The organism is Curtobacterium sp. 9128 (assembly GCF_900086645.1).
In the GTDB taxonomy this organism is placed as follows: domain Bacteria; phylum Actinomycetota; class Actinomycetes; order Actinomycetales; family Microbacteriaceae; genus Curtobacterium.
Genome location: NZ_LT576451.1, coordinates 1891209 through 1905550 on the forward strand (window position 1 = coordinate 1891209; position 14342 = coordinate 1905550).

Below are 14342 nucleotides of genomic sequence, written 5' to 3' on the forward strand. Positions count from 1 at the left end.
AGGGAGCCGTTTCTGCGCGCTCGATGCCCGGACACGGGGCCGGCCGGAACGGGACGTGGCGCGGCAGGGGTCCGGCGTCCGCTATGCTGGTCGGGCTGCTCCGCGCTCGGTCGGGTGCGGGTGGCGGAGTCCTCCGGGACTCCGAGCCCTCTGGGGCTCGCGGGCTGTGGCGCAGCTTGGTAGCGCACTTGACTGGGGGTCAAGGGGTCGCAGGTTCAAATCCTGTCAGCCCGACCGAACCGAACTGCTGGTGAGAACACAGCAACGAGAAGGGGCCCACAGCCGACTGGCTGTGGGCCCCTTCTCGTTGCCCTCCACCGCGGAGCCCAGCGGGCGAGTTCAGAGCCCGAACGTCCGATCCCAGATCGTCGTCACGACCTCGGTAGCGTCGTCGAGGTCTGTTCCCGCGCGCGAGGCCTCGTAGAACGTCCGCTCGGTCATCCCGACGAGCGCGCCGACGAGCGCCGCGGTGCGGTCGTCCGGCCCGACAGAGTCCGTGGACCCGAGCAGCTCGGTGACGCTCCGCACGGTGTCGTCCCGTGTCGCCGACCACAGCTGCTCGATCACCGGCACCGACGGGGCGAGCTCGACCGCTGCGCGCATCACGGCGCCGTGCCTTGCCCAGAGATCCCGGGTGAGGTCGATCGCACTCCGCAGTGCATCACGCGGCGCACCCGGGAGCGCCCGCTGCCGGCTCGCCACGGCACCCTGCAGCTCCGCGGTGACGCGTTGGACGAGGGCAGCGAGGACGTCGTTCTTCGACCGGAAGTAGAAGTACAGCGCGCCGCGGGTGAGACCGGCCGCGCGGGCGATCGTCTCGACCGTCATGCCCTCCGAGCCGAGCTCGACGAGCTGCTGCTCGGCTTCGTCGAGGATCTTCCGCTCCCGAAGTGCACCCTTCGACGGGCTCGCGACACGGCGGCCGTGCTCGTCGTAGGCGTAGGGAGGCATAGCTGCAGGATACCGCGTCGACAAAAATCAACACAGCGTTGACTTTTATCGACTTCGCGTTGAACATGGACGGCATGACCAAGAACTTCGTGATCACCGGCGTCAGCTCCGGCTTCGGCCGTGCCTTCGCCGAGGCGGCCCTCGCCGCCGGGCACACCGTCGTCGGCACCGTCCGGCGATCTGCGGACGCCGCCGAGTTCGAGGCGCTCGACGCCACCGGACGGGCACGCGCTGTCCTCCTCGACGTGACCGACGACGACGCCGTCATCCGCGTCATGGCGGACATCGAGCAGGACCTCGGTCACATCGACGTCCTCATCGCGAACGCCGGCTACGGGCACGAGGGCGTCCTCGAGGAGTCGCCGATGGCCGACCTCCGCCGACAGTTCGACGTGAACGTGTTCGGTGCCGTCGCAGTCGTCAAGGCCGTCCTGCCCGGCATGCGCGCACGGCGCTCCGGACACATCCTCGGCGTGACGTCGATGGGCGGGCTCATGACCGTCCCCGGGCTCGCGTACTACTGCGGCAGCAAGTTCGCGCTCGAGGCGATCCTCGAGACCCTCGGGAAGGAGGTCGCGGCGTTCGGCGTCCACGTCACGGCGATCGCTCCCGGCTCCTTCCGGACGGACTGGGCCGGACGCTCCATGGTCCGCGCCGATCGCTCGATCCCGGACTACGACGCACTCATGGACCCGATCCGCGCGAACCGGCAGAAGGCGAACGGGAACCAGCTCGGCGATCCCGCGAAGGCGGCCGCGGCCGTGCTCGCCGTCATCGAGAGCGATGCGCCGCCCGCCCACCTCCTGCTCGGATCGGATGCGCTCCGCCTCGTCACCGCCGGGCGCGACGCGCTCGCCACGGAGATCGCGGCGTGGGCGGACGTGTCCCGTTCCACGGACCTCGCCGACGGAGCACAGCTCCGCTGATCCCGCGAGCGGCTCGGACGGGAGGCACGGTGCGGGCCCGCACCGTGCCTCCCGTCCGGCCGTCGGTCGCGTCCACGGCCGCGACCCGCGCCGCGGATCGTGACGTCCGGTGACGGCTGCGCCCGTTCCGGTGACGCTCCGTGACCCAGGGTGACCGGGGGTGACGACCCGCGTTGTGCAACACCTGTCGGCGGTTGACGATGACGTCATGACCCGGCCGCTCATCTACAACGCGTTCGTCCACCTGACACCGAACCACCACTCGCACGGCTACTGGCGCACGCCCCAGGGCAGCGTGCAGTACGGCTACAAGGACCTCGAACCGTGGGTGGCGGAGGCGAAGGTGCTCGAGCGCGGCCGGTTCGACACCCTGTTCATCGCCGACGTGGTGGGCACGTACGACCTCGAGGCCGGTGACGGGACCGCGACCATCCGGAACGGTTCGCAGTTCCCCGGCAACGACCCGGCGTCGATCGTCTCGGCGCTCGGCCTCGTCACCGACCACCTCGGGCTCGTGGTCACGAGCAACGTCATCCAGGACCACCCGTTCTCGTTCGCGCGCAAGCTCTCGACGCTCGACCATTACACGCACGGCCGGGTCGGCTGGAACATCGTCACGAGCTACCTGTCGAACGGCTTCCGCAACTTCGGGTACGAGGACATCGTCGGCCACGACGAGCGCTACCGCTGGGCCGACGAGTACACGGAGGTGGCCTACAAACTCTGGCAGGCCTCGTGGGAGGACGGCGCCGTCCGACATGACGTCGCGACGGGGGAGTACTTCGACCCCGACCGGATCCACACGATCGACCACGTCGGCCCGCGCTACCGCGTGCAGGGACCGCACATCGTCGAGCCGTCGCCGCAGCGCACGCCGCTGCTGTTCCAGGCCGGGAACTCGCCGGCGGGCATCGACTTCGCCGTCCGCAACGCCGAGGTGACGTTCCTGCCGTCGAACACGCCGGAAGCCGCTCGTCGGGACATCGCGAAGCTCGCGGCGGCCGCGACGGCGGTGGGTCGTCCGCCCGGGACCCTGAAGTCGCTCGTGCAGCTCTCGACGGTCATCGGGTCCACCGAGGAGGAGGCGAAGCGGAAGCAGCAGCACCTCCGCGACAACATCAGCATCGAGGGGCTGCAGGGCTTCTACGCGGGCAACACCGGGATCGACCTGCCGTCCATCGACCCGGGGACACCGCTCGCCGAACTGGCCCGCCGTGTCGACCTCGGGGACCACGTGCGGAGCGTCTTCCGTGCCGCGACCGAGGTCTACGACGACCCGGTGGCCGTGACGTGGCGCGAGTTCCTCACCGAGAAGGCGCTGCTGCCCGGACGGTTCGCGGGCACGCCCGAGCAGATCGCCGACGAGGTCGAACGGTGGGCGGCGGCCGGCGTCGACGGCTTCAACGTCGTGCCCGTCACCTCGCTCGGGTGGTACGAGGAGTTCGTCGACCACGTCGTCCCGGTGCTCCGCCGGCGCGGGCTCATCCAGGACGAGTACGCACCGGGGACCCTCCGCGAGAAGCTGTTCCGGGATGGACCGGGCCTGCCGCCGTGGCACCGGGCGCACGACTGGACCGAGGAGATCGCGTCCCACCCCGTCCGTCGGACCGCGGGGGTGGCACGGTGAGCGTCACGGAGACCGTCCGGTCGACGACGGACGACCTCCTCGCACCGTTCGCCGACGTCGTGGCAGAGCTCGCGGAGACCGCGGCCGCCCGTGACGACACCAGGACCCTGCCGTTCGCGCAGGTGGCCGAGCTCGCCCGGCGTGGACTCTGGGCGCTGCGCGTCCCGGTGTCGCACGGGGGACGCGGCGCGAGCATCGCCGAACTCACCCGAGTGCTCGTCGCCGTCGCCGAGGCGGACCCGAACGTGGTGCAGGCGCTGCGGTCCCACGTGCTGTTCACCGAGGCGATCATCGCCGCCCCCGACTCGCCCGACCGGGACCGGTGGCTCCGCCGGATTGCCGGCGGGGCCGTCCTCGGCGGAGCGCACACCGAACGCAACCGGCAGAACACCGACCACTTCGGCACGACCGTCACCACCGGTGGCGACGGGGTCCGTCGGGTGGACGGCGTCAAGTACTACAGCACCGGGTCGTTGTACGCGGACTGGATCGTGACGAACGCCGAGGCCGACGACGACCGGCTCGAGACGCTCGTCGTCGCCGCCGATGCGCTGGGTGTCACCCGCGTCGACGACTGGGACGGCTTCGGGCAGCAGCTCACCGCGAGCGGGACGACGCGCTTCGAGGGCGTCGTCGTCGACGAGGCGGAGCAGCTGCACGTCGAGCTCGGGAGCGAGGGCACCTCGCTCGCCCAGCACCTGCACCTCGTCGCGCTCGCCGGGATCGCCCGCGCCGTGCACCGCGACGTCGTCGCCTTCGTGCGCGACCGTCGGCGGTGGTTCGCACAGAGCCGCGGCGAGCTGCCCCGGCACGACGCCCAGGTGCAGGAGGTCGTCGGGGAGCTGAGCACCACCGCCTACCTCGCCGAGACCGTCGTGGCCGACGTCGCGCGTGCGCTCGACGCGCTGCGGGCCGGAGCCGCGGACGGGTCGGCGACCCCTGCCGACGAGGACACCGTGGAGCTCCGCGTCTACCGCGCACAGGTGCTCCTCGTCCGCGACGTCCCAGCGGCCGCCACACGACTGTTCGACGTCGGCGGTGCCTCGGCCCTCAGCCGGTCGAGACGCCTCGACCGGCACTGGCGGAACGCCCGCACCCTCGCCACCCACAACCCGATCCCGTACCGGCTCTCGTCGATCGGCGACCACGACCTCAACGGCACCTCGCCGTTCCGCGCCTGGTTCAGCGGCGTCGACCTCCGCGGTCGCGCTGCCCAGGGCTGAGACCGCCCCACACCCGAGGAACCCACCATGCAGAAGACCAGACTCATCGGTGCGATCGGCGCCGCCCTCGCCACCGCACTCGTGCTCGCGGGGTGCTCGACGGGCGGGGCGGCGTCGTCACCGGTGTCGCTCGGCCCGACCAAGGGCGACACCGACGTGAAGCTCGCCGTGATCGTCGCGAACTCGAACCCGTGGAACACCGAGTACGGGAAGTCGTTCAAGGCCGCGGCGGAGCAGCTCGGCGCGTCCGACGTCCGGGTGCTCAACGCCGACAGCGACGCGCAGCAGCAGAGCGAGCAGATCGACTCGCTGCTGAATGCCGGGTACAAGGGCATCGGCCTGAACCTCGCCGCCCCGAACACCGCCGAGCTGTCGAAGAAGTTCCAGGCGCACGACGCCTACTTCGCCAACATCTTCCAGAACGAGGAATGGAAGACGGTCTACGACGCGCCGGACGACCGGCAGGTGTCCTACGTCTCGCCGAACTACTACAAGTCGGCGTCCGACGCGACGGAGGCCCTGGCGAAGTCCGTCGACGGCAAGAAGACCGAACTCATCGCGCTCGCCGGGAACGACAGCCCGTACACGATCGCCAACCAGGCGTACCTCGGCCTCACCGACACCCTGAAGAAGCACGCGAACATCACGCTGGTCGGGAACGTGGACACCCCGTGGACGGCGGAGAACAGCCAGAAGAAGGTCGCTGACCTGCTGGCCGCCCACCCGGACGCCACCGCCTTCTTCGCCACGGACGCCGCGGACGTGGACGGTGCCGTGGCTGCGATCCGCGCGATCGGCAAGACGCCAGGGAAGGACATCCAGATCGTGTCGGCGCACTCCGCCGGCGACGTCGCACAGTTCGTCGAGCAGGAGACCGTCCTCGCTGCCGCCGCGATGCCCGGCAGCTGGACGGGGTACCAGGAGGCGGCGCAGCTCTTCGACGCGCTGAACGGCAAGCTCCCCGGTGACTCGTTCCGCCAGCTCGAACTCACGCTGCCGCTCATCACGAAGGACAACGCCGCGGACTTCATCACCCGCTACGTCGACACCCCGATCGACCGGCAGCTGTCCGCGCGGGCGATCTCGCAGGTGTACTCCGCCGACGACTGGGACCTGCAGGCCGAGTACACGCCGATCACCGACCTGCCGCACCTCTGGCCGACGTCGAAGGAGCCGAGCGGGTACGAGCAGAACGCGACGTTCACGAATCTCCAGGAGTCCGGAGCGCTGGACGACGCGGCGAAGACCCTGCAGCACAACGACGTCATCGATCCGTTCGACCCGAAGCCGGAGTTCCCGACACGATGACCGCGACGACTCGTGTCCGCCTGACCGGCATCGGGAAGGACTTCACCGGGGCCACCGTGCTCGACGGCGTCGACCTCGAGCTCCGGAGCGGAGAGGTCGTCGGCCTCATCGGCGAGAACGGTGCAGGCAAGAGCACGCTCCTCAACGTGCTGTCCGGCGTCTTCCCGCCGAGCCGCGGCACGGTCGAGGTCGACGGTGCCCCCGTCACGGTCCCCGACTACCGGGCGGCGAACGAGCTCGGGCTGTTCCGCGTCTACCAGGACCTGGCACTCGTCGAGTCCTTGACCGTCGAGGAGAACCTCCTGCTCGGCTGGGAGCGGCGGTTCGCCCGCGCACTCGGGACGGTCGACCGACGTCGTCGTCGAGTCGTCGCGACGCGCGCACTCGAACGGCTCGGCCTGCCGGCGACACTCGCCGGGCGGCGAGCAGCGGACCTGTCGTCGAGCGTGCAGCAGAGCCTGAGCTTCGCGAAGGTGCTGGCGACCATCGACCTCCTCGGCACGCCGAACCCCGTGGTGTTCCTCGACGAGCCGACCACGAGCCTCGACAAGCACGGCGAGGAGCGCTTCCTGCAGGTCGTCCGCGAGCTCGCGACCGACGGCGCCGCGATCGTGTTCGTCTCGCACCTGCTCGAGGAGATCCTGTCGGTCACCGACCGCGTCCTCGTGCTCAAGGACGGCCGGCTCGTGGCGGAGCGGCCGACCGAGGGACTCCTCGAGGAGGACCTGCACCGGCTCATGGTCGGTCGGGTCCGCTCCGAGCAGTACTACCGGGAGCACCTGCAACGGCAGCACGAACCGGGTCCGCTGGACACCGGCGTCGAGGTCACCGGTCTCCGCGTCGACGGCACCGGACCGGAGGTGACCCTCCGCATCGCCCCGGGGGAGGTCGTCGGGCTCGGCGGCCTCGAGGGATCCGGCAAGGACGAGATCGGCGCGCAGGTCGCCGGTGCGGCGGACTCCTCGCACGTGCTGACCTTCGACGGCGAGCCGGTCCGCTACGGCTCGGTGCGGGACGCCGTCGAGCGCGGCATCGTCTACCTGCCCCGGGACCGCGCCACGTCAGGGGTCTTCGCGGACAAGAGCATCCGGTTCAACCTGGTGATCGGTTCGCTGCACGACCGCTACGCGAACCGTCTCGGCGTGATCAGGAGACGCCGCACCCGATCGGCCGCGAGCGAGCTCGTCGCGGCGTACGGCGTCAGGACCCGCGGGATCGAACAGCCCATCGGGGAACTCTCCGGCGGGAACCAGCAGAAGGTGCTCATCGCACGCTGGTTGCACCGGCACCCGAGGCTCGTCGTCCTCGACGCCCCCACCCAGGGTGTCGACACCGGATCGCGCGAGTCCATCTACGAGGCGATCCGGGCCGCGGCGGCCCAGGGGTCGGCGGTCCTCGTCATCAGTGACGACCTGCTCGAGCTCATCGGGCTGTCCGACCGCGTCCTCGTCGTCCGCGACCGTGCGGTCGTCGCCGACATCCCGTCGCCGCCCGGCGCGAAGCCACGGGAGGACGACGTCGTCCCGTTCATGTTCCGTCCGTCCGACCTGGAGACCGTCTCGTCATGACCACAACCACCGAACCCCGGACGGCCGACGCCGTCGTCCCGGTCGCGACCACTGCGCGGCGCCCGCTCGTCCCGCGCGCACTGCTGGTGCGGGTCCTGCCGCCGCTCGTGCTCGTCGCGCTCGTCGTGTACTTCTCGATCGCCAGGGGCACCTTCCTCACGATCGGGAACTTCGTCTCGATGGGCACGTCGGCCGGGTACCTGCTCGCCGGCGCCGTCGGGCTCACCTTCGTGATCCTCGCCGGCAGTATCGACCTGTCCATCGGCGCGACGGTGCTGCTGTCGTCGGCCGTCGTCGCGCTGGTGGTCAGAGCGGCCGGCGACCACCTCGCCCTCGCGGTCGGCGTCGCGCTCGCCGTGGGGGTGCTCGTCGGGTCCGTCAACGGGGCGCTCACCGTCTACGGCCGGTTGCCGTCGTTCATCGTCACGCTCGGGACGCTGTCCGTGTTCACCGGTCTCGCGCTGACGATCCTGAACGGGCAGTCGGTGTCGTTCTTCGCGAACGGGCTGCTCGGGCTCGTCAACACGCAGCTCGTCCCGGGCGTGACCGGGACGTTCCTTGTCGGGCTCGTGCTCTTCGGGATCAGCTGGTTCCTCACCCACAAGACCCGGTTCGGCCTCTACGTCTACGCGATCGGCGCGAACGAGAAGGCAGCGGGGCTCGCCGGGGTCGACGCGAGGAAGCTCCGGTTCTGGCTCTTCGTCATCTCCGGGACGTTCGCGGCCGTCTCCGGGCTCCTCGTGGTCTCCGGGCTGCAGTCCGCCGGGCCGACGCTCGGGACGTCGTTCATGCTCGACGCGATCGCCGCGGTGGCGGTCGGCGGGACCTCGCTCGCCGGCGGCAACGGGGGCGTGGAACGGACCCTGGTCGGCGTGCTGATCCTCGTCGTGCTGTCCAGCGGGCTCAACCAGCTCGGCGTCCCGGACTTCACCCAGACCATGATCAAGGGCGTCGTCGTGGCGGTCGCCGCCGCGCTGACGATCGTCGGCCGGAAGGACGCGGTCGTCAAGTGACCGTCCACACCACTCTCCACAACCGTCCACCCGGACGGCCGGGCACCGTGCCCCGTCCCCTACGATTGTCAGCGTGTCCAAGGTCCTGAGCAGTCTCCCCGTCGGCGAACGAGTCGGCATCGCGTTCTCCGGAGGTCTCGACACCTCCTGTGCCGTTGCCTGGATGCGTGAGAAGGGCGCGGTGCCCTGCACGTACACGGCCGACATCGGCCAGTACGACGAGCCGGACATCGACGCCGTGCCCGGTCGCGCCCACGAGTACGGCGCGGAGATCGCCCGGCTCGTCGACGCGAAGAGCGCCCTCGTCGAAGAAGGCCTCGTCGCGCTGCAGACCGGCGCCTTCCACATCCGCTCCGGCGGCAAGACCTACTTCAACACGACGCCGCTCGGTCGTGCCGTGACGGGCACGATGCTCGTCCGCGCGATGAAGGAAGACGGCGTCGACATCTGGGGCGACGGCTCCACCTACAAGGGCAACGACATCGAGCGGTTCTACCGCTACGGCCTGATGGCGAACCCGCGTCTGCGCGTCTACAAGCCGTGGCTCGACTCCGAGTTCGTCGAGGAGCTCGGCGGCCGCAAGGAGATGAGCGAGTGGCTCGTCGCGCGGGGCTTCCCGTACCGTGACTCCACCGAGAAGGCGTACTCCACGGACGCCAACATCTGGGGTGCCACGCACGAGGCCAAGAGCCTCGAAGAGCTCTCCAGCGGCCTGGACATCGTCGAGCCGATCATGGGTGTCGCCGCCTGGCGTGACGACGTCGAGGTCGCGACCGAGGTCGTCTCCGTCCGCTTCGAGGCCGGTCGTCCCGTCGCGATCAACGGGGCCGAGTACGCCGACGCCGTCGCACTCGTCTACGAAGCGAACGCCATCGGTGGCCGCCACGGCCTCGGCGCGTCCGACCAGATCGAGAACCGCATCATCGAGGCGAAGAGCCGCGGCATCTACGAGGCCCCCGGCATGGCGCTGCTCCACATCGCCTACGAGCGCCTGCTCAACGCGATCCACAACGAGGACACCGTGGCGTCGTACCACAACGAGGGCCGCCGTCTCGGCCGCCTGATGTACGAGGGCCGTTGGCTCGACCCGCAGTCGCTCATGCTCCGCGAGTCGCTGCAGCGCTGGGTCGCCTCCGCCGTCACCGGTGAGGTCACCCTGCGTCTCCGTCGCGGCGACGACTACACGATCCTCGACACCATCGGCCCGGCGCTGTCGTACCACCCCGACAAGCTCTCGATGGAGCGTGTCGGCGACGCCGCGTTCGGCCCGGACGACCGCATCGGGCAGCTCACGATGCGGAACCTCGACATCGCGGACTCGCGTGCGCGCCTCGAGCAGTACGCGGCCGCCGGCCTCATCGGCGGGGCGACGGGCGACCTCGTCGGCGAGCTCGAAGCCGGCGAGTCCGAGGAGATCCTCGGTGGCGCCGTCGTGACCTCCGACGCGGACGACGCGCTCGGCCGCGCGACGGACGCGGCGTCCGAAGGCGCGGCCTTCGACGCCGGCACCGACTGATCGGAACCAAGCCACAGACGGACTGGAGGCTCGGTGCCAGCTGGCACCGAGCCTCCCGTCCGTCTGTGGTGGCGACCCGGGCCGCATCGCACCCCGTCACGCACGTCGCGCCCCGTCGTGAGCGGGCGCGATGTCCACACGGGGGTGCGACCCGGCGTCAGGACAGCACCGACTCCACCACGTCGGCGACGATGTCGGGTCGGGTGATGAACGGGTGGTGCCCGGTCGGGACGTCGACGGCGCGTGTCGCGCGTGCCGCGTGCGAGCGCTGGAGCGCGACGGTGGTGCTGCGGTCGTCGGTGCACACCAGGTACGTGGAATCGACGCCCTGCCAGCCAGCAGCGCTCGTCGGGGTGACGAACGCGGCAGCGGTCTGGGTGGTCACGCGCTCCCAGGCGGCGCGTTGCACGGACTCGTCGGCGTCCTGCAGGAACCGCGCGCCGAACGAGGCAGCGTCGTAGCCCGCGACAGCGAGGGTGCCGTCCCCGGCGTCGCCGATCGACACGGGGTCCGGTTCGTCGGCCATGATCGCGCCCTGCGCCTGCCCGACGTCGGGCAGGTACGACGACACGTACAGCAGCTGCCGGACGGCCGGGTGCGATCCGGCCTCCGCGATGACGGTGCCGCCGTAGGAGTGCCCGACGACGATCGCCTCGTCCACCTCGTCGAGTGCTGCGCGGAGTGCGGCGGCATCGGCGACGAGGCCACCGGCGGGGCGGCCGGACGTGGTCTCACCGCATGACGGGAGTTCGACGGCCCGACTGCGGATCCCGGTCCGTTCGGACAGCAGGTCGGCGGTCGGCTGCCACCACCAGGCACCGTCTCGGACCAGGGCGCCGTGTACGAAGAGGAGTTCCATGGTGCCGACGCTACGACCTCAGCGCTCCAGGTGGGCGTAGTCGGGCAGGTCGATGCGGTCGGCAGGCGGGGTGAACAGTCGCCCGGCGACCTTGCCGACGAGGGGGCTCGACCCCGCGCGGACGGCGAGCCCGAACAGCGCGACGCCGGCCCGCGACTTCGGGTTGGCGACGCGTGGTGCGCCCGGCGGGAGCTGCTGCGCCTGGTCGACGTACGGCCGCATGATCCGCTCGTACCCGCGGAAGGCGTCCCGGTGGTCGACGTGCGCGGCGAGCTCCCCGGCGAGGACGTACGCCCCGGTGATGGCGAGACTCGTGCCCATGCCGCTGATCGGCGAGGCGCAGTACGCGGCGTCGCCCACGAGTGCGACGCGGCCGGACGTCCACCGGGGTGCCCGGACCTGGCCGATCGACTCGGAGTACAGGTCGTCGGCGACGTCGAACCCGTCGAGGACCCGCTGTGCCTCCCACCCGGCGTCGGCGAAGCGCTCGCGGAGGCGGGCGCGCTGGGCGTCGACGTCTCGGAGCTCGGCACCGGCCTGCTCGCGCGTGCGGTCGGTGAGGAACGACATCGCCGCACGGATCGTGCCGTGCGCGTCGGGGCGCAGGGTGACGGACCGTCCGCCCGGAGCGCTGTACCACCGCCACCAGTCGTCGTCGGCGGCCGTGCGGGGGATCGTCGCGTACGTGGTCTCGAGGCCGAGGGACCGGATCGTCGGCTCCGTGCCGAAGACGAGTCGCCGCGTGGACGACCCGATCCCGTCGGCCGCCACCACCAGGTCGAAGTGCTCGGACGGTGCGTGCTCGAACTCCACGCGGACGGCGTCGGCGCCCTCGTCGTCGTGGATCGCGGTGATGCGGTCGCCGTAGCGGTACTCGGTGTCGGCGGTGGTCTGCGCGACGAGGAGCGCGGCGAGGTCGCCGCGCAGGACCTCGAGTTCGGCGGTCGCGCCGCCGGAGTCCGTCGTGCCGGCGGGGAACTCTGCGATGACGCGGCCGCTCGGTCCGATGAAGCGGGTGCCGACCTCGCCGGTCGTTGCGCGACGGATGTCGTCCTCGATGCCCATCCGGCGCGTGACCTCGCGGCCGGCACCCCGCACGTCGACGTTCTGCCCGCCGGTGCGGAGCGCTGGCGCGCGCTCGACGACGGTCGTCTCGTACCCGTACCGGTGCAGCCAGTACGCCAGGGCGGGACCGGCGATGCTCGCGCCGGAGATGAGGACGCGTCTGCGGGTCATGGTGCTCCTTCTCGCAGGGTGGGGTGGGCCGGTCGGGCTGGTGGGCCGGTCGGGCTCTCCGATTCAACCGGAGCGAGCCTGCACGCCGCCGGGACTGGGGTGTACCACCAGGGCGTTCCACGTCCGGGCTGCGGCTCGTACCGTGGTGGGCATGTCGAACAAGGACGACGTCAAGGAGTTCCTGACCTCCCGTCGTGCACGGGTGACCCCCGAGCAGGTCGAGCTCCCCGGCGGTCCCGGCCGTCGGGTGCCCGGTCTCCGGCGGACCGAGGTCGCGATGCTCGCGGGCATGAGCGTCGAGTACTACGCGCGTCTCGAGCGCGGCGACCTCTCCGGGGTGTCCGACGTCGTGCTCGCGTCCCTCGCCGACGCGCTGCTGCTCGACGACGCGGAGCGTGAGCACCTCTTCGACCTCGCACGAGCGGCCAACGCGTCCCCGGTGCGGCGCCGTCGACGCCAGCCTGCGCAGTCGGTGCGCACGAGCATGCAGTGGGCGCTCGACGGCTTCACCGCCGGTCCCGCGTTCGTCCGGAACGGTCGGATGGACGTCATCGCGGAGAACCAGCTGTTCCGCGGCCTGTACTGGGACATGTACGCGCAGCCCGAGCGTCCGGTGAACCTCGCCCGGTTCACGTTCCTGCACCGCGACCTCGCCGAGCGGTTCTACCCGAGCTGGACGACGGCCGCGGACATCAACGTCGGGATCCTCCGCACCGAGGCCGGCCGGAACCCCGATGACTGCGCACTGCAGGACCTCATCGGCGAGCTGTCAACGCGGAGCGTCGAGTTCCGGACCCGCTGGGGTGCCCACGACGTCCGGCACCACGCGAACGGCAGCAAGCACTTCCACCATCCGGTCGTCGGCGATCTCGACCTCGTCTACGAGGCCATGGAGCCGATGGGCGACCCCGGACTGAACTTCCTCGTGTACTCGGCCGAGCCCGGCTCGCCGACCGAGGACTCCCTCCGGTTGCTCGCGAGCTGGGTGGCGACGCAGGAAGACGAAGCACGACAGAAGGAGCGCCATGCAGATCGAACCCAAGCAGCCCACGACCAAGAACCCGCCTGAGCAGTTCGTCGGCGACGTCTACCTCGACCCGATCGCCGGGCCGAAGGAGTCGGGTCAGACGATGACCGTCGCCAAGGTCCGCTTCATGCCGGGTGCCCACACCGCGTGGCACTCGCACGCCAAGGGGCAGACGCTCCACGTCACCGAGGGTGTCGCCCTGATGGGCACGCGTGACGGCGGCGTCATCGAGGTCCTCCCCGGGCAGACGGTGTACACGCCCGCCGGCGAGGAACACTGGCACGGCGCGACGCCGGACGACTCCATGGAGCACCTCGCGATGCTCGACCTCGCGGACGACCCCGCGACCACCACGACCTGGCTCGAGCACGTCAGCGACGAGGAGTACCACCGCCCATGAGCACCATCGCCATCATCGGAGCAGGAAAGGGCCTCGGCATGGCCGTCGCCCGGCGATTCGGACGCGAGGGCTTCTCCGTCGCGCTGATCGCCCGCAACCAGCAGCGCGTCGACGCCCTCGTCGAGATCCTCGGCGACGAGGGGATCACCGCAGCCGGCTACACGGCGGACGTCCGCGACCAGGACGCCCTCCGCACCGCGCTCGTCCGTGCGAGCGAGGACCTCGGCCTGATCGAGGTCCTGCAGTACAGCCCGCTGCCGGCGAAGGAGTTCATGCGCCCGGTCCTCGAGACCGTCGCCGACGACCTGGTCGGCCCGGTGGAGTTCTCGATCTACGGCCCCGTCACCGCGGCCCACCAGGTCATCCCCGGGATGCGGGCGCTCGGCCGCGGCACGATGCTGTTCGTCAACGGCGGGAGCGCGGTCCGCCCCGGTGCCCGGGTGACCGGGACGTCCGTGGCGTTCGCGGGGGAGAGCGCCTACGCGCAACTCCTGCACGACGCCCTCGCCGACGAGGGCATCCACGTCGGCCAGGTGATCATCCCGTTCGGGATCGACGACGGGGATCCGTCGCACTCGGGGGAGTCCGTCGCCGAGCGCCTCTGGTCGATGCACGTCGAGCGCGGCGACTTCCGCGTCTACGCGGAGGCCATGCCCGACTGAGTCGACGGTGACGACGGCGGCGGCAG

Annotated in this window: 13 protein-coding genes and 1 tRNA gene; 11 read left to right on the forward strand and 3 right to left on the reverse strand. The window is 70.9% G+C overall.

Annotation, left to right across the window (positions count from 1 at the left end):
- Nucleotides 1-160 precede the first annotated feature (160 nt).
- Nucleotides 161-234, forward strand: a tRNA-Pro gene (locus QK288_RS09150).
- A 105-nt stretch (nucleotides 235-339) separates the two neighbouring features.
- Here QK288_RS09150 and QK288_RS09155 read toward each other — a convergent pair.
- Nucleotides 340-951 carry a TetR/AcrR family transcriptional regulator gene (locus QK288_RS09155; protein WP_281267486.1) on the reverse strand — a complete coding sequence of 204 codons (612 nt, stop codon included), beginning with the start codon at nucleotides 949-951 and terminating at the stop codon, nucleotides 340-342.
- A 74-nt stretch (nucleotides 952-1025) separates the two neighbouring features.
- Here QK288_RS09155 and QK288_RS09160 point away from each other — a divergent pair, with 74 nt between their 5' ends.
- The 7 genes from QK288_RS09160 to argG all read left to right on the forward strand — a co-directional run bounded on the left by QK288_RS09160 (nucleotide 1026) and on the right by argG (nucleotide 10132).
- Entirely contained in the window at nucleotides 1026-1877 is an 852-nt protein-coding gene (locus QK288_RS09160) for an oxidoreductase (protein ID WP_281267487.1), read from the forward strand.
- Nucleotides 1878-2085: 208 nt separating this feature from the next.
- Entirely contained in the window at nucleotides 2086-3504 is a 1419-nt protein-coding gene (locus QK288_RS09165) for an NtaA/DmoA family FMN-dependent monooxygenase (protein ID WP_281267488.1), read from the forward strand.
- Entirely contained in the window at nucleotides 3501-4727 is a 1227-nt protein-coding gene (locus QK288_RS09170; protein ID WP_281267489.1) for an acyl-CoA dehydrogenase family protein, read from the forward strand. The genes QK288_RS09165 and QK288_RS09170 overlap by 4 nt, the downstream gene beginning before the upstream one ends.
- Before the next feature lie 27 nt (nucleotides 4728-4754).
- Complete coding sequence (locus QK288_RS09175) at nucleotides 4755-6035, forward strand: substrate-binding domain-containing protein (protein ID WP_281267490.1); 1281 nt, start codon at nucleotides 4755-4757, stop codon at nucleotides 6033-6035.
- Nucleotides 6032-7603, forward strand: coding sequence for a sugar ABC transporter ATP-binding protein (locus QK288_RS09180; RefSeq protein ID WP_281267491.1), 1572 nt, complete (start codon nucleotides 6032-6034; stop codon nucleotides 7601-7603). The genes QK288_RS09175 and QK288_RS09180 overlap by 4 nt, the downstream gene beginning before the upstream one ends.
- Nucleotides 7600-8616, forward strand: coding sequence for an ABC transporter permease (locus QK288_RS09185; RefSeq protein ID WP_281267492.1), 1017 nt, complete (start codon nucleotides 7600-7602; stop codon nucleotides 8614-8616). The genes QK288_RS09180 and QK288_RS09185 overlap by 4 nt, the downstream gene beginning before the upstream one ends.
- 73 nt (nucleotides 8617-8689) lie before the next feature.
- Entirely contained in the window at nucleotides 8690-10132 is a 1443-nt protein-coding gene (argG, locus tag QK288_RS09190; RefSeq protein ID WP_281267493.1) for an argininosuccinate synthase, read from the forward strand.
- Nucleotides 10133-10289: 157 nt separating this feature from the next.
- On the opposite strand, the gene QK288_RS09195 is transcribed toward argG, so the two are convergent.
- Together QK288_RS09195 and QK288_RS09200 are read right to left on the reverse strand one after the other, a co-directional pair.
- Complete coding sequence (locus tag QK288_RS09195) at nucleotides 10290-10991, reverse strand: alpha/beta hydrolase (protein WP_281267494.1); 702 nt, start codon at nucleotides 10989-10991, stop codon at nucleotides 10290-10292.
- 18 nt (nucleotides 10992-11009) lie between these two features.
- Nucleotides 11010-12227, reverse strand: a complete 1218-nt coding sequence (locus QK288_RS09200; protein WP_281267495.1) for an FAD-dependent monooxygenase — start codon at nucleotides 12225-12227, stop codon at nucleotides 11010-11012.
- Nucleotides 12228-12378: 151 nt separating this feature from the next.
- Between QK288_RS09200 and QK288_RS09205 the strand changes: the two genes are divergently transcribed.
- From QK288_RS09205 to QK288_RS09215, 3 genes are read left to right on the forward strand one after another with little or no spacing between them, the layout of a single operon-like run.
- Entirely contained in the window at nucleotides 12379-13296 is a 918-nt protein-coding gene (locus QK288_RS09205) for a helix-turn-helix domain-containing protein (RefSeq protein ID WP_281267496.1), read from the forward strand.
- A complete protein-coding gene (locus QK288_RS09210) occupies nucleotides 13253-13654 on the forward strand; it encodes a cupin domain-containing protein (RefSeq protein ID WP_281267497.1) in 402 nt (133 codons plus the stop codon). Before QK288_RS09205 ends, QK288_RS09210 begins: the two co-directional genes overlap by 44 nt.
- A complete protein-coding gene (locus QK288_RS09215; protein ID WP_281267498.1) occupies nucleotides 13651-14316 on the forward strand; it encodes an SDR family NAD(P)-dependent oxidoreductase in 666 nt (221 codons plus the stop codon). The genes QK288_RS09210 and QK288_RS09215 overlap by 4 nt, the downstream gene beginning before the upstream one ends.
- Nucleotides 14317-14342 lie beyond the last annotated feature (26 nt).

Excerpts from the sequence above, each read along its gene's own strand:
- QK288_RS09155 (WP_281267486.1), bottom strand. The coding sequence starts at position 951 with ATGCCTCCCTACGCCTACGACGAGCACGGCCGCCGTGTCGCGAGCCCG.
- QK288_RS09160 (WP_281267487.1), top strand. The coding sequence starts at position 1,026 with ATGACCAAGAACTTCGTGATCACCGGCGTCAGCTCCGGCTTCGGCCGT.
- QK288_RS09165 (WP_281267488.1), top strand. The coding sequence starts at position 2,086 with ATGACCCGGCCGCTCATCTACAACGCGTTCGTCCACCTGACACCGAAC.
- QK288_RS09175 (WP_281267490.1), top strand. The coding sequence starts at position 4,755 with ATGCAGAAGACCAGACTCATCGGTGCGATCGGCGCCGCCCTCGCCACC.
- QK288_RS09180 (WP_281267491.1), top strand. The coding sequence starts at position 6,032 with ATGACCGCGACGACTCGTGTCCGCCTGACCGGCATCGGGAAGGACTTC.
- QK288_RS09185 (WP_281267492.1), top strand. The coding sequence starts at position 7,600 with ATGACCACAACCACCGAACCCCGGACGGCCGACGCCGTCGTCCCGGTC.
- QK288_RS09195 (WP_281267494.1), bottom strand. The coding sequence starts at position 10,991 with ATGGAACTCCTCTTCGTACACGGCGCCCTGGTCCGAGACGGTGCCTGG.
- QK288_RS09200 (WP_281267495.1), bottom strand. The coding sequence starts at position 12,227 with ATGACCCGCAGACGCGTCCTCATCTCCGGCGCGAGCATCGCCGGTCCC.
- QK288_RS09205 (WP_281267496.1), top strand. The coding sequence starts at position 12,379 with ATGTCGAACAAGGACGACGTCAAGGAGTTCCTGACCTCCCGTCGTGCA.
- QK288_RS09210 (WP_281267497.1), top strand. The coding sequence starts at position 13,253 with ATGCAGATCGAACCCAAGCAGCCCACGACCAAGAACCCGCCTGAGCAG.
- QK288_RS09215 (WP_281267498.1), top strand. The coding sequence starts at position 13,651 with ATGAGCACCATCGCCATCATCGGAGCAGGAAAGGGCCTCGGCATGGCC.